Consider the following 15,684-nt stretch of genomic DNA (forward strand, 5'->3'; position numbering starts at 1 on the left):
AGGTAAAAAAGTGAAGAGATTCTCAAAATTGAACAGAAGCGAATTGAAATTCATTAAATAAATTAACAAGCCGTAGTTTGGGAGCATTCTCACGGCCGCTTTATTTGTTGACCAGAAAGCATTGTATTAAGCTAGAAAGTTTTTTAGCACTGGCTTGAGAAGGTTTGAGAGGTTCATAACGCCAGAACGGTTAGAGGAATCAGTGAATCGGTAGTTATGAAGAGTTCATAACGCCTGAACGGGTTGAGAACCGAGTGAATCGGTAGTTATGAAGAGTTCATAACGCCTGAACGGTTGGAGGAATCAGTGAATCGGTAGTTATGAAGGAGTTCATAAAGCCTGAATGGATGGAGGAATCAGTGAATCGGTAGTTATGAAGGAGTTCATAAAGCCCGGGGGATGAAGGAATGAGGGTTTCAGTATTTATGAAATGCTCATAAGGCCCAAACATAGAAGGAAATTATCGCTCGGGTAGTTATGAAGAGTTCATAACTACCCAATGATGAAGAAAATGGGAGCTCCGGTAGTTATAAAGAGTTTATAACTACTAAAACGGTAAAAGGAAACCGCTGCTCCGGTGTGATGGAGTAAAACAAAAGGCGAACAGTCCCGTGTGTACTGTTCGCCTTTTATTTACCAATTTTCTGGGTTAATGCGGGGTAAGCCCCTTTTAAGTAGTTTAGTAATCCGTTACGGTGAGATTTCTGTCCAGGTAGGATTCGATTAGCTCGCTTACTTGGTAAGAGACCTGCGGGGAATCGAAGTTTTCAAATGCATGTTCACAGCTGCCTTTATAGCTCATAGTTTCGTTATAATGGCTCATATGCCGTTCAATGACTTCCTCGCTATCCTGGCGCTTCTTATGTCTTTCGATGACCGTATCACGATCCGCGTACACAAAAATTCGTACAACATGATCTCCATACATTTTTTTAAGTTTTTCAGCGCCTTCTGGATTTAAGGTCAAATAAACGAAATCATGGTTTTTAAAGGCCTCCACAACATCTTGTTCACGAATCCCATAATGGATTCCATCAATCTCGACACTTTCGAGAAATTCTTGTTGGGCCTGCATGTTTTTGAAGGTTTCATCAGTTATAAAGTGGTAATCTTCGCCGTCTTTTTCATAATGCCGTGGGGAACGAGTGGTGTAAGAGAGAACAGTTTCCATGTCAAATGCGGTAGCAACATTTTTCGCAATGGTTTTTCGTCCAGAGCCATCAGGACCTGTGTAAACGAAAATTTTTTCTTTCCCTTTGATCTGATACATCGAGGTACCTCCTTTTATTTTTATGAGATAACCCTTTTATCTGGAGGAAATTTTTCTGGATGTAGATAGGGTATACTATCATTATAGCAAAATGATAATGATATGGGAATGTGTGGATTGGGAGGAAAAAAATCTAGGTATTTCGGATGACTTTTCAAATAAGGGGAATCACGAGAATGATTCCTTTTGATAAATAGTTTAAAATGAAAAAATGCTAAAACGAAAGGAAGTATAGAATGGACAACTTCATGAAACGGGCTGTAGAGCTCGCACTTCAAAATGTCGCAGAAGGCGGGCAGCCGTTTGGAGCAGTGCTTGTCAAAAATAATACAATCGTCTCAGAGGGTGTAAATGAGCTTCACAAAAAGTTTGATATCAGCGGCCATGCGGAGTTGCTGGCCATTCGCCGCGCCCAGGAACAATTTAAGACAAATGATTTATCAGGATGTATTATTTACGCCAGTGGTGAGCCCTGCGCGATGTGTTTAACGGCCATGTACTTTGCCGGGATTGAAAAAGTCTATTATTGTGCGTCGGTAGAGGACGCCGCCGTAGTGGGCTTGGGAAAATCAAAATCCATTTACGAGGATTTGAAAAAATCTCGATCCGAAAGGTCCCTGCAAATCATCCAAATGCCTTTAGAAGAAGGACAAGAAAGTCCAATGGAGCTTTGGAAAAAACGGCTTTGAAAAAATACAAAGTGCGGAACAGTTTACAAGGATATGATTAAAATGAAACTTTTATAGACATGTTACGTATATAAATATATACGATTACAAGGAGATGTATGTAATAAATGTTTCTAGCAGAACTTCAGCCTGAGGAGAAAAGGGCATTTCTTGAACTTGCTGCGATGATTGCCAATATTGATGGGAATTTGTCGATATTTGAAAGTTCCGTCCTTAGCAAGTTTCAAAAGGAAATGGGGCTGAAGGATTACCAAATAGAAGGTCTCGCAATCGAAAACATTCTAATAACTTTCAAAACTGAACGCTCCAAAAATATCGTTATAGCAGAACTCTTACAACTGATTTATTCAGATGGGGTTTTTCAAGAAAAAGAAAGCGAAACCATCCAAATCATAAAGGAACACTTTGGATTCGATGCCAATGAATTTGGCAGCTTCAAAGATTGGATAGAAAAAATAAAAGAGTTGTCAGTAAAATAAAAGGTGCCTGACCCCCGGTGCGTTATCGCGGCGGGGATCAGGCACCTTTTCTATTGGTTAGACTTCTACAGCGCTCACTTTAACGGTCCAGTTGAACGGATCCTCGAGCTTGCCTAATTGAATGCCTGTGATGCCATCATAGAGGCGTTGGGATGTTTGCCCGATTTTGCGGTCGTTAATGACGATAGTTTTGCCGTTCCATGTTAATTCGCCAACAGGTGAGATAACGGCTGCTGTTCCAGCTCCGAAAACCTCTTCCAGTTCTCCGCGCTCATATGCCGCAAAAACCTCTTCAATGGAGATTCTCTCCTCGCGGACAGGTTCTCCCCAATGTTTTAAAATCTGAATAACAGAATCACGAGTTACCCCAGGTAAAATGCTGCCATTTAGCTTAGGTGTAACGACTTCACCATTAATTTTGAAGAAAATATTCATGCTGCCGACTTCTTCAACATATTTGTTTTCCTTTGCATCGAGCCAAAGAATTTGCGCGTAGCCGTTCGCTTCGGCCTTTTCCTGGGCTTTCAGACTTGCTGCGTAATTGCCGGAAGTCTTCACATGTCCAACCCCGCCAAGAACTGCGCGGACATAATGCTCTTCAACGTAGATGTTAACAGGATTTAATTGCTCCCCATAATAGGCACCTGAAGGAGACGTAATTACCAGCAAGGTATACTGATGGGCTGGGTGCACTCCAAGTCCTGCTTCCGATGCATAAATGAATGGGCGAATGTAAAGCGATTGTCCGGCGCCTTCCGGGACCCAGTCTTTTTCAACTGTAACCAATTGTTTAATCGCTTTTAATAAGAACTCCCCATCAACTTGCGGAATGCAAAGCCTCTCGCAGGAGTCGTTCAGGCGCTTCATGTTTTTATCCGGACGGAAAAGCTGCACCTCGCCATCTGGAGTTTTATAGGCCTTCATTCCTTCAAAAATCGCCTGTCCGTAATGGAATACCATGGATGATGGATCAAGTGTTAATGGCCCATAAGGTACAATCCTAGCATCGTGCCAGCCGTGATCAGTATGATAATCCATCACAAACATGTAATCGGTGAAATACTTCCCAAATCCAAGCGAAGCAGGGTCAGGCTTAGCCTTTAATTGTTCTCGTTGAATAAATGTAATCTCTTGTGTCATCTTCGCACCTCATCTCGAAATCTCTTATATATAGAGACTACGACTTTTTCAGAAAAAACACAATAATTTGAGTATGGAAAACTTGGTATTCAATGGTACTTTAACGCTTTAAATTAATTTGTACACCTTATGGTCCGTTAATGTGCAAAAATGGTGCTGGCGAATTACGTTCAAAGAGGCTTAAAAAATAGCGCTCCACCAATGGCAATCCAAATGGGCCCAAATGGCACTGACATCCAGGCAGTGAAGAATTGGTCATTAAAGAAGAGCAGGCATAGTGAACTTATTAATATGAAATAACTGATTGGGTCAGGCAGTGATTTTACCTTTATACTTCTAAGGCCAAACAGAAACAATCCTATAATTAACATAATGAAACCGACTGGTGCTGCCGGTTCCCACGCGCCATTCAAGAACTGTCTTAGTGAATGCCCGATAAAATAAAGGACGCTTCCAGATTGAATGAGGATAAAGGCGAATTTCGCAAGACCTTTATGGAGGAAAAGCTCCCGGTAAAAAATCACCATTCCACTTGTAATAAACAGCATTCCACCACTGAGCAGCGGCATCAAACCTTTTGAATCCCGGTAGATATCCAAAGCTGGGTTGCCAGGGGGACTAAGAGCCAGACGAGTTCCGACTATCACCCAAACAAGCCCGCCGATGAACAACAACAGAGCATGGAAACGAATCCTATTAACCTTCATTTCTTCACCTCTTGTTCATGATCGTTCAGATTGCCTTCTAAAAAAGCGTGTTAGACATCAAAATAGAAATATTGGAAAAAATATGAAATATATATATTCAATTATTTTTAAAAAATTGCTGTTTTCGTTAATATTGTTGTTTTTGCTCCTATAAGACTGAACCGCTGGTTTTTACATGCGTTGGGGTGTATAAAAGGCCATATGCGACCGGACCGCTGATTTTTTCAATCGTTGGGGCTCATAGGAAGGTTATATGCGACCGGATCGCTGATTTTTTCAATCGTTGGGGCTCATAGAAAGGTTATATGCGACTGGACCGCTGATTTTTCCAATCGTTGGGGCTCATAAAAAGGTTATAAGCGACCGGACCGCAGATTTTTTCAATCGTTGGGGCACATAGAAAGGTTATAAGCGACCGAACCGCTGTTTTTTACAAGCGTTGGGGTTCATAGAAAGGTTATAAGCGACCGGACCGCAGATTTTTACAATCGTTGGGGCTCATAGAAAGGTTATATGCGACTGGACCGCTGATTTTTCCAATCTTTGGGGCTCATAAAAAGGTTATATGCGACCGGACCGCAGATTTTTACAATCGTTGGGGCACATAGAAAGGTTATATGCGACCGGACCGCAGATTTTTACAATCGTTGGGGCTCATAGGAAGGTTATATGCGACCGGATTGCTGATTTTTTCAATCGTTGGGGCTCATAGGAAGGTTATATGCGACCGGACCGCAGATTTTTACAATCGTTGGGGCACATAGGAAGGTTATATGCGACCGGATCGCTGTTTTTTACAAGCGTTGGGGTTCATAGAAAGGTTATAAGCGACCGGACCGCTGATTTTTTCAATCGTTGGGGCTCATAGAAAGGTTATATGCGACCGGACCGTAGATTTTTACAATCGTTGGGGCTCATAGGAAGGTTATATGCGACCGGACAAGTTATTTTACCAAGTGTTCTATCGCTTACAGCGAAGGCAATAAGTTATTTCTTATTAGGAAAGCAACAATCTTTTAAATAAGGGCTTAAAAAATTGTTCTCCAAAAACACGACAAAGACCTCCTGCTCTTTTGCCTAAGCCTAGTGCTTTTTCACTGCCAACCAAAATAGGATGAAGTAAGACGATAAATTAAGGGGAGTGGATGTGGTGCCAATAGAGTGGAATGAAGAGGATGGGATATTTCATTTATTTAATGACCGGACAAGTTATTTGCTTCAAATTGTACATAGAAAATATCCTGCCCATTTGTACTGGGGTAAGCGGGTTCACACATTGCAGCCTGCTTCGATCCTTTCCTTTAAAGGCAGGACCTTTTCGCCAACGGCGGAATCAACAAACAAACAATTTTCCCTGGACACTCTTCCCCAAGAGTATCCCGCGTACGGCAACGGCGATTTCAGGAAACCGGCCTATCAGCTGCGCACAAGTGACGGTTCTACCATTACTGAGTTTGTTTATGACTCACATGAAATCTTTAAAGGAAAGCCATCTCTAGACGGGCTGCCTTCTGCCTATGTCGAGGATGATTCCGAAGCGGAAACCTTAAGACTTACGCTGGTTGATTCCAAGCTGGGGATAGGGATTAACCTCTTTTACACTATTTACAGGGACCTCGATGTGATCACCAGATCGACTTCCTTCGAGCACCTAGGAACCCAGGCAGTGGAAATACACAAATGTACGAGCATGTCCTTGGACTTTCACCATTCTAATTGGGACTGGCTCCATCTTCACGGATCATGGGCAAGGGAGCGGCATCTCGAACGGCAGCCGCTCCATCATGGGGTTCAATCGATTTCCTCCTCGAGAGGCGCCAGCAGCCACCAGCACAACCCCTTTTTCGCACTGCTTTCAAAGGATGCCAAGGAAGAGCAAGGAGAGGTCTATGGGATTAGTCTTGTGTATAGCGGTAATTTTGAAGCGTCTATTGAAGTCGCCCCGTACGAAACAACGAGGCTATCGATAGGAATTAATCCGTTTGATTTCATTTGGCTATTAAAGCCTGGGGGAAAATTTCAAACCCCAGAGGCCATATTGGTTTATTCATCGGCTGGTCTTGGCGGAATGTCGCGAACCTTTCATAAACTATTGCGAGCCAGGGTGTGCCGTGGAACCTATCGCGACAAATTACGCCCAGTTCTTATCAATAACTGGGAAGCGACCCGTTTTCATTTTTCCGAAAGAAAATTAAAGGAACTGACGGACGGGGCTGCAGAGCTTAAAATTGAGCTGTTTGTCCTCGATGACGGCTGGTTTGGGCACCGTGACAATGATAAAAGTTCACTAGGGGACTGGACTGTCTATCAGAAAAAACTGCCCCATGGATTAAAGGGCTTGGCGGACTATGTGCTAACGAAAGGAATGAAGTTTGGGCTGTGGGTCGAGCCGGAAATGGTCTCGCCTGACAGTGATTTGTACCGGTCGCACCCCGATTGGTGTCTACATGTTCGAGGACGGAACCGGACGCTGTCCCGCAACCAGCTGGTTCTCGATTTATCCCGGCAGGATGTATGCGATTGGCTCGTTGAAACACTCACAAACCTTTTCCGCAGTGCACCGATTTCCTATGTAAAATGGGACATGAACCGAAATATGACCGAGATTGGATCCGCTGTCCAGCCGCCTGAACGGCAAAAGGAAACTGCTCATCGTTACATGCTCGGCTTGTATCAAATATTAGAAAAATTAACCGAACGCTTTCCGCACATTTTATTCGAAAGCTGCTCGGGCGGGGGCGGCCGCTTCGACCCGGGAATGCTGTATTACATGCCGCAAACCTGGACAAGTGATAATACAGACGCAGTCGAACGGCTGAAAATCCAATATGGCACAAGCATAGTTTACCCAGCCATCACCATGGGCGCCCACGTCTCAGATGTACCGAACCACCAAGTTGGGCGGATAACACCCATTCAAATGAGATTGTCTGTGGCAATGGCTGCCAACTTAGGTTTTGAATTAAATGTCGACAAGCTGAGCACAGAAGAAAAACTGACGGTACAAAAGGGAATCCAGCTCTATCGTAAAATCCAAGGTCTTATTAGCTTTGGTGATTTGTATAGGCTTCTCAGCCCCTTCGAAGGACTGGAAACGGCCTGGATGTACGTCGCGGACAATCAGCAGCATGCGGCTGTTTTTTACTATCAAACACTGGCAACCCCGAATCCGCCCTTCCGCCGCCTTCTGTTACAGGGATTAAATCCGAAACAAAAATATCGGCTTAACAACGGGGAAAAGGTCTTTTATGGGGATGAACTGATGAAGATGGGAGTAACCTTGCCGCTCGTAAAAACTGATTTTTTTTCAGAGATATTCGAAATTCACGCGGAAAATTGAAATATTAGGCGAACCACTCCAAATTAGGTAAAATAGAAGGAATGAGAAATTTTCAATGAATTAAGTGAATAAACAAGTGGGGGTTAGTAAGTTGAAAAGAAGAGTAGTGATTACGGGTATTGGAGCGGTTACCCCTCTCGGTAATGACGCCCTGACGACATGGGATAAGATTAAAAACGGCATTTCAGGCATCGGTCCGGCCACCTTGTTTGATACAGAAAAGGTCGATATCAAAATCGCAGCGGAGGTAAAAGACTTCGCACCGGAAAACTATATGGATAAAAAAGAAGCGAGGAGAATGGGGCGTTACAGTCAATTTGCGATTGCTGCGAGTAAAATGGCTGCAGCGGATGCCCGCATTCAAATCGGAACAGATATTTATCCTGAACGGGTCGGAGTATGGATTGGTTCAGGCATCGGCGGGCTGGGCGAATTTGAGGAACAGCATAAGAAATTTATTGAAAAAGGCCAAAGAAGGGTTAATCCGTTTACGATTCCGATGTTTATTCCAGACATGGCAGCAGGACAGGTGTCGATCGAACTCGGAGCGAAAGGAATGAACAATTGCTCCGTAACAGCATGTGCATCCGGTGCTAATTCCATCGGCGATGCTTTCCGCGTGATTCAAAAAGGCGATGCCGAAATGATGATTGCCGGAGGAACGGAAGCTACCATCACAGAAATGACGGTTGCCGGATTCTCTAATATGACCGCCCTTTCAAAAAATCCCGACCCAAACACAGCAAGCCGTCCCTTTGATAAGAATCGCGATGGATTTGTCATCGGGGAAGGCGCCGGCATCGTGATATTGGAAGAATTGGAACATGCACTAGCCCGTGGTGCCCGCATCTATGGTGAAATTGCCGGGTATGGGGCTTCAGGTGACGCCCATCATATCACAACACCGGCACCAGATGGAGAGGGAGCCCAGCGTGCGATGAAAGCAGCCTTGGAGGATGCTGGAATTTCACCTGAACAAGTGGACTATATCAATGCCCACGGCACGTCCACTTATTATAATGACTTGTATGAAACGATGGCCATCAAAGAGGTATTTGGCGGCCATGCCAACAACTTATCTGTAAGCTCGACCAAATCGATGACGGGACATATGCTCGGGGCAACGGGTGCGATTGAGGCTATTTTTTCGCTGCTTTCCATCAAGGAAGGGGTCATTCCGCCAACCATTAATTACGAAACACCAGATGAAGGTCTGGATTTAGATTACGTTCCAAATACAGCGAAAAAGAAGGATGTTCAAGTCGTCCTATCCAATTCCTTCGGATTCGGCGGCCATAATGCAACATTGATTTTTAAAAAATATAATAAATAAATAGCGGATTTTTCTACATATTTAGCTAAAAATTCGCCTTTTCATGACATTTGTCATATCTAGTCCATGACACATGCTACTAACGCAATCGTTTTCAATTCCCTATACTTGGTTTAACGACATAAAAGAAGGGAATTTGAAAAATGACCTTAGAAAGCACGAAACAATTACGAAAACAAGTTGCATCTTTTGAAAAATCAACAACAAAGCAAAGTATAGTGCAAATCATCAATACAGTCGTACCATTTATTATATTATGGTTCCTTGCTTATCAAAGCTTGTCAGTCTCCTATTGGCTGGCACTGGTACCAGCTATTCTGGCGGCAGGATTTCTGGTCAGGATGTTCATTATTTTTCATGATTGCACCCATTATTCCTTCTTGAAAAGCCGACGTGCTAATCGAGTCGTGGGGACATTTATGGGGGTTTTGACGTTATTCCCGTTCGACCAGTGGGGGCATGATCATGCGGTTCACCACGCAACAAGCGGCAATCTCGACAAGCGGGGGACAGGCGATATTTGGACGCTGACAGTAGAAGAATATAAGGCAGCATCGTTCAGACTTCGTTTAGGCTATCGTTTATATCGCAATCCATTCGTTTTGTTTGGATTGGGGCCAATTTATCAATTCCTGTTAAAAAATAGATTTAACCATAGAGGCGCCAAACAAAAGGAACGCAATAACACCTATCTGACGAATGTTCTGATCCTGGCGTTAGCAGGACTGCTTTGCTGGGCGATTGGGTGGCAGGCATTCCTAATTGTGCAAGGTACAATTTTCATGATTGCTGGAGCAGCTGGCATTTGGCTGTTTTACATCCAGCATACGTTCGAGGATTCTTATTTTGAAGAAGACAAGGACTGGGAGTATGTAAGGGCAGCAGTAGAAGGCAGTTCGTACTATAAACTGCCAAAGCTTTTGCAATGGCTGACAGGGAATATCGGTTTCCATCACGTCCATCATTTAAACCCAAGGGTACCAAACTATAAATTGGAAGAGGCGCACAATAATACGCTTCCGCTGCAAAATGTTCCAACCATTACACTGGCTACAAGCTTAAAGTCACTAAAGTTTCGCTTATGGGATGAGGAAAAGAAGGATTTTGTAAGCTTTAAAGAGGCCAAAGAGGTAATGAGAAATAGTGTTTCCATTCACGCAAAACCGGAGCTATAAATTGTTATTATTAGCTGACTCCCCGTTTCTTTTTGGGGAGTCTTTGCATAATGGCAGGTACCGTCAAGGAGGGAACAAAATGATCAGAATCGTCATCTTAGAGGATCAGGAAAGTCTGTTAGGAGTCATTGGTTCCCTGCTGAACCTAGAAGAGGACATGGAAGTGGCAAGCCAGGCCAGCAACGGGGAAGAAGCACTGACACTCGTGCACTGCTTAAAGCCGGACATTTGTATTATGGATGTAGAGATGCCTGGGAAGAACGGCCTTGAAGTTGCTGAAGCTTTAATGTCGGCGGGCTGTAAGGTTATCATTCTAACAACTTTTGCAAGAGCCGGTTACTGGCAGCGTGCCCTAAAGGCGGGTGTAACAGGCTATTTATTGAAGGACAGCCCGAGTGAGGAGCTGGTCGGTTCTATTCGCAGCATCATGAGGGGAGAGCGGATTTACGCTCCGGAACTAAAGGATGAACCCGATACAAGGCTAGAAACAGAGGAGTCAAACTGTCTCGATGGTAGTCCAAACACAGACACCTCAAATCAGCCATCAAACAAAAAGGGAACGGTCCGGAACTACTTTTCAGCAATCATAGAAAAAATGAAATTAAACGCTGGATAAACAGTAAGAGACACCTGCCGAATTGGTTAGGTGTCTCTTGTTTTTTGGCTGCGAGTCTTTAGGCTTAGTCACATGACTGCACAACTAATCTTCCTCTTCGGCGTAAACCTCAGTCGTCTTCTTATCCCTGCACTCCCAGCATTCGGCCCTGTTGCGCTCCATGATTGATAATTCCATTCCGCAAGAAATGCAGACATCCATCAAAAAAATTCCCCCTTTCTACAGGAAAATGGTAATGGGTATATATTTATGCAAAAAACTGCTTTGATATATCAGCTTCAGTTCGACAAATACCTTGTAGGAGCCTAGAGTCCCGAAAATACCAACTTATTCATTTTTTCTGTATCATTAAGGGGAAGGATAAAAAGTGAATGAGAAAGGGGAACACTATCATGGAATTAGGTTTAATAGGGAAATCCGCCATAATTACGGGGGCAAGCAAAGGGATTGGCTTGGAAACGGCCCTTTATTTAGTGGGAGAAGGTGCAGAAGTCACGATTTGTGCCAGAAACGAAGACCGTCTCCAAGAGGCGGCTGCCTTTATTTTTGAAAAAACCGGAAAAGAAGTACTGTACGTTGTGGCGGATGTTACGAAGGAAGAGGATTGTCAGAAAGTGGTACAAGCAGCTGTAGAAAAATATGGGCGGCTGGACATTTTGGTGAACAATGCCGGTACGTCACAAGCCCACTCATTCGAAAAAGTGGAAACGGAGCTTTGGAGGCAGGATCTAGATTTAAAACTATTCGGGGCGATTCATTGTTCCCGTTATGCTGTACCATATATGCGGCAGGCAGGAGGAGGAGCAATCGTCAATGTGACAGCCATCCTTGGGAAAACGCCGCCCGCTTCTTCATTGCCAACATCCGTCAGCAGGGCAGCAGGGATGGCTCTTACAAAAGCAATGAGTAAAGACCTTGGCAAGGACAATATTCGCGCCAATACCGTTTGTATTGGTTTAATTCGCAGTGAGCAAATCGAAAAAATGTGGAAAAATCAAGCGCCAGATCTGTCATGGGAAGAGTTTTCAAGGAAAGACCGGCAAATTCCACTAGGCCGCATCGGAAATACGGAAGAAGCAGCGAAAGTGATTGCCTTCCTTGTCTCAGATGCCGCCTCTTATGTTTCAGGGGTAGCGGTGAATATCGACGGAGGACTGGCTGGAACGTTATAATCGGAAAAAAGAAAAGGCACCTAAACCAAAATTCGGATTAGGTGCCTCTTGCTTCCTCAAGCTTTTTTTCTAACTTTACTTAATATGAGTAACAATAAAGGGATAAAAAGTCCAAAAGGAAGGGAAAAAGCGGTCCACCATTCGGCTTGTTGGTCGGATTCAACAATATTTTTATTGATAAATAGAGAGAGAAATAGCGTGATAAATCCTAGAGGAATGGTTAAAGATTTATATTCCTTTAGTTTTAAAATTTGGCCCATGCATATAACTGATCCATAGAAATAAAGGGTGATCTTAATATAAATGGTAATGAACCAGATGAATGCCATAATCGCTTCAATGCGCTGCCAAAAGCCGCCGATATTAATGTTGAGTGCCAGGACATAGGTGATAAATTGCTGATTTTCAGAAAAAATCGCCCCGAAACACAAAATGCATAATAAAGTGACAAGAGTTAACACACTTCCCCCGATTAATGTCCCAAGTAGAAAAGACTTTTTAGCGGGTTTTGTCTGGTTTACAGCAGGGAAAATCATTAAAAATAACACCAATTGCAAATAAGGGGTTCCAAGGGCTTTCACAGCTGCCCCCATTATAGGTTTTAATCCATTGTCCAACACTGGCTGGAGCTGATGAAATTGAATCATCGGGAAGAGTGAAAGGATAAACAAAACAAAAAGTAAAAAAATATACGGAAAGAAAATTCCTATCGCACGAGAAAAGGGCTCTAGGCCGTAACGGACACCCATTATCATAATGACAATGAGAAGAATATGAACCGCTAAAAGGGGCGTCTCCCGGAGAAGCTGGATAATCACAAAATCACCGAATTGCCGCACAAAAGTAGCGGTACTTAAGAAAAAATAAACGAAATATAAGAGGGAAACGAATTTTCCAAGCCATTTTCCTAATATTTTTTCACAATATTGTGCAAAGTTCATATTTGGAAAATTGCTTCCAAGTGCATTGAGCATATAGACGAGTAACAGCCCTAGCCCGACCACTAGAATACTAGCAAGCCAGGCATCTTGTTTCGCAGTATGGATAAGTCCTGCTGGGACATACAATACACTGCCGCCGACTATAAATAAAGCAATCATTATGGTAAATTGATGAGGTGATATTTTACCCTTTTCAAGCATGCGAGTTCCTCACTTTTCCCAAAGGGGTGACATCCTTTAAGACTTATTTCATATTGTTAAGAGGCGAATTACTAATGGTGCCAGTTTGCCGGATCGTCATATCCACCTTAACGGTAACAGGCATTTCAGAAAATGTTTGATTCCAAGCCTTTTTATATTTCTTCCAAGCATCGGGTTCTGAGCGATAAAGTGCTTCGCCGAAACCGAAAATATCGATTTGATAATTTTTTTGAACATGCCCTATGGTCAATTTCATTTTTTCTTTGAGAGCTGTTTCTGATACTTTTTCTAAATAAGAAATAGTTTTGGGATTTGTTAAATCTAATCCTTTGCATTCCACTTCTCCGACATTTCCTCGCACTTTGACCCTTACCAATCCATGAGGCTTTCCCTTAATTATATTTGCAGTAAGTTTGGATTTTGCCCCCATTACCTCAATGACGGCATTTCCACCTTGCGGGCATCTTACCTGTCCTACACTGCTCTTCACTTTTCCTAAGACATAATTAACATCTCTGCTTTCCTTTTCATTTAACCATCCAATCAACTTATCATGTTTAAAAATTGCTGATCCTTTATATTCCAAGGTTGTTTTCGGTTTTGTCCGTTCGGTATTCTTAAGAGTTGCCCCCTCATTTACATTTCCATGTATTTCAACACCGGTTAAAATAGGGTTAATTCCATCACTTACCATTTTATTAACGAGTTTATCTAATGTAACACCTTCGGTTGGCGCCCAAGATTTCGCTGATGCCTCGAGAGAGTTAAACAAGTTATTAGCCGGAATTTTTTCTAGCGGAGTTAATACTTTTAAAACATCTGCTGCTTTCGCATTCTTGGCTACTGTTATGTAAAAATCATTTCGTACTTCCGGTTCCCTTAAAAGAGCGTCAATGGTACCAGCAATCCCTTCTTTTGCCGATTTCTCTCCGAAGACCAGGATTCGCAGGTGCGCAAAATAAAGCTTTCTTGGGGCTGCCGTTGTAACTTTCCTTGCTGCTTCTAATAATGTGTCTCCTTTGCTTTGATAAACGACCACTGGCGCTTTGCCACTGCCGCCTTTCTTGGAGGCAATTTCACTTGGATTGACAACTTGGGCAGTCAAAACAAATTGGTCCTGCTCTTTATCAACCCCCAATCCTAATACTATGGATAGTTCATTTAATTCCCGTTTGTTCCAGCAGCCAGAAAGGAGGATAGAACTGAAAAGTATGAGTAAAAGGGTTTTTCGTTCCATCTCATTCCTCCGATGTGATTAGTCCTTCATGAAATTTAAAGGAGAGTTCTTAATCATTCCTACATCATGTATTTTTACAGTAACTTCTACGTTTACCGGCATTTTTCCAAAAATCTGCTGCCAATCATTCTTTACCGAATGCCAATAATCCGGGTTATCACGGCGCGCTGCTTCACCGAAACCAAATGGATCGAGTTTATACTTCTTTTGCGAAGCATGTAGAGCCTTAAGAATGTTATCTTTCATTTTTTTCTCTGCTTTTCGTTCTAACTGGCTGATGGTTTCCGGTTTACTTAAATCGAGTGTCTTACAGTATACATCTGCCAACTTTCCGTCTGCAGTAATTTTTATGTTCCCTTTTGGCTTGCTGCCTGAAACCTTTGTTTTTAACTCTGTTTTTGTATGAATCAGCTTAATGCCGGCGACTCCTTTTTCAGGGCAGGGTACGGTTATAATCGTACTTTTTACATTCCCTAAAGCGTAGTTGAGGCCTTTGCTTTCGTCCGTGCCTAGCCAACCTATTAATTGATCGTTTTTAAACACGCCAACCTCATCATATTGTAAATAGGTTTCTGCTTTAGATTGCTGATATTTCCCCAGACTTTCTCCCGCTTGCAGCGGACCTTTTATCATAAGCCCGGTTAATTTGACATCCTTCCCTTCCTCTATTAATTCTGAATTCACCTGATCCAATGTAACGGGGAGGGTTGGCGCCCACTGTTTTTCTGAGGATAAAAGCGATTCAAATAATTGCTGGACGGGAATTTTTTCTATCGCCGTTAAGACTTTTAAAACATCTCCTGCTTTGCGGTCTTTAGCAATTGTAATATAAAAGTCGGTCCGCAATTCCGGGTCTCTTGTCAATAAGTCTAATGATTTACCAATCCCATTTTTCGCCAATTGTTCTCCAAATACGAGCAGACGAAGATGAGAAAAATAAAGTTTTCGTGGTGATTCGGTTGTAATTCTTCTGATTGCCTCGAATAATGTATCCCCTGTTTCTTGATAAACAACTACAGGAGAATTGCCGCCGCTGCCCATGGATGCAGCAATCTCACTAGGATTTACGACTTGAGTCGTTACTAGGAATTTACCATCTACTTGATCAATCCCCATTCCAATCACAATGCCAAGCTGATTTAATTCTCGTCTGTTCCAACAGGAAGTGAGAAGGATAAGGGAGCAGATGGAAACAAGTAAAAGGAATTTTCGGTTCATGCCATTACTCCTTTAAGCCTGTAAGCTAGTTATATGCTCCCCAAAATTTGGTTTTTTAAGCGGGCAAATGGAAGGATGTTTTATTTCTCAAAGAGAAAATTCGACAAAAACCATCAAATGCGATTTGCACCGTTTATTATGTATAAAATAAGTTAAGAATGGATGG

General features: G+C 42.8%; 13 protein-coding genes. 7 read left to right on the forward strand and 6 right to left on the reverse strand.

Annotated elements, in window-relative coordinates; all coding sequences use genetic code 11:
- Positions 1–679: 679 nt before the first annotated feature.
- On the reverse strand, positions 680–1,270 hold the full coding sequence (locus tag QNN06_RS02305) for a guanylate kinase (RefSeq protein ID WP_213120781.1): 591 nt from the start codon (positions 1,268–1,270) through the stop codon (positions 680–682).
- Between the two features lie 236 nt (positions 1,271–1,506).
- On the opposite strand from QNN06_RS02305, the gene QNN06_RS02310 reads away from it, so the two are divergent.
- On the forward strand, positions 1,507–1,959 hold the full coding sequence (locus QNN06_RS02310; protein ID WP_217034320.1) for a nucleoside deaminase: 453 nt from the start codon (positions 1,507–1,509) through the stop codon (positions 1,957–1,959).
- Between the two features lie 107 nt (positions 1,960–2,066).
- Positions 2,067–2,438, forward strand: coding sequence for a hypothetical protein (locus QNN06_RS02315; protein WP_284036881.1), 372 nt, complete (start codon positions 2,067–2,069; stop codon positions 2,436–2,438).
- 57 nt (positions 2,439–2,495) lie between these two features.
- On the opposite strand, the gene QNN06_RS02320 is transcribed toward QNN06_RS02315, so the two are convergent.
- Positions 2,496–3,578, reverse strand: a complete 1,083-nt coding sequence (locus QNN06_RS02320; protein ID WP_217034324.1) for a branched-chain amino acid aminotransferase — start codon at positions 3,576–3,578, stop codon at positions 2,496–2,498.
- Positions 3,579–3,748: 170 nt separating this feature from the next.
- Positions 3,749–4,285, reverse strand: a complete 537-nt coding sequence (locus QNN06_RS02325; RefSeq protein ID WP_284036882.1) for a hypothetical protein — start codon at positions 4,283–4,285, stop codon at positions 3,749–3,751.
- A gap of 1,150 nt (positions 4,286–5,435) precedes the next feature.
- Between QNN06_RS02325 and QNN06_RS02330 the strand changes: the two genes are divergently transcribed.
- The 5 genes from QNN06_RS02330 to QNN06_RS02350 all read left to right on the forward strand — a co-directional run bounded on the left by QNN06_RS02330 (position 5,436) and on the right by QNN06_RS02350 (position 11,921).
- Positions 5,436–7,625 carry an alpha-galactosidase gene (locus QNN06_RS02330; protein ID WP_284036883.1) on the forward strand — a complete coding sequence of 730 codons (2,190 nt, stop codon included), beginning with the start codon at positions 5,436–5,438 and terminating at the stop codon, positions 7,623–7,625.
- A gap of 91 nt (positions 7,626–7,716) precedes the next feature.
- Complete coding sequence (gene fabF, locus QNN06_RS02335) at positions 7,717–8,958, forward strand: beta-ketoacyl-ACP synthase II (protein ID WP_217034329.1); 1,242 nt, start codon at positions 7,717–7,719, stop codon at positions 8,956–8,958.
- Between the two features lie 143 nt (positions 8,959–9,101).
- Positions 9,102–10,133 carry a Delta(5) desaturase DesA gene (gene desA / locus QNN06_RS02340; protein ID WP_213120774.1) on the forward strand — a complete coding sequence of 344 codons (1,032 nt, stop codon included), beginning with the start codon at positions 9,102–9,104 and terminating at the stop codon, positions 10,131–10,133.
- A gap of 79 nt (positions 10,134–10,212) precedes the next feature.
- A complete protein-coding gene (locus QNN06_RS02345; protein ID WP_284036884.1) occupies positions 10,213–10,749 on the forward strand; it encodes a response regulator in 537 nt (178 codons plus the stop codon).
- 392 nt (positions 10,750–11,141) lie between these two features.
- A complete protein-coding gene (locus QNN06_RS02350; protein WP_213120772.1) occupies positions 11,142–11,921 on the forward strand; it encodes an SDR family NAD(P)-dependent oxidoreductase in 780 nt (259 codons plus the stop codon).
- Between the two features lie 56 nt (positions 11,922–11,977).
- Here QNN06_RS02350 and QNN06_RS02355 read toward each other — a convergent pair whose 3' ends face one another.
- Genes QNN06_RS02355 through QNN06_RS02365 form a run of 3 tightly spaced genes read right to left on the reverse strand, consistent with a single transcriptional unit; the run spans position 11,978 to position 15,518 of the window.
- Positions 11,978–13,063 carry a GerAB/ArcD/ProY family transporter gene (locus QNN06_RS02355; protein ID WP_284036885.1) on the reverse strand — a complete coding sequence of 362 codons (1,086 nt, stop codon included), beginning with the start codon at positions 13,061–13,063 and terminating at the stop codon, positions 11,978–11,980.
- A 43-nt stretch (positions 13,064–13,106) separates the two neighbouring features.
- Entirely contained in the window at positions 13,107–14,300 is a 1,194-nt protein-coding gene (locus QNN06_RS02360; RefSeq protein ID WP_284036886.1) for a Ger(x)C family spore germination protein, read from the reverse strand.
- 18 nt (positions 14,301–14,318) lie between these two features.
- Positions 14,319–15,518 (reverse strand): Ger(x)C family spore germination protein, encoded by a 1,200-nt coding sequence (locus QNN06_RS02365; RefSeq protein ID WP_284036887.1) that lies wholly within the window; start codon positions 15,516–15,518, stop codon positions 14,319–14,321.
- Positions 15,519–15,684: the final 166 nt, after the last annotated feature.

Origin of the sequence: Neobacillus sp. 114 (assembly GCF_030127045.1) — a bacterium.
Lineage (GTDB): Bacteria > Bacillota > Bacilli > Bacillales > Cytobacillaceae > Neobacillus > Neobacillus rhizophilus.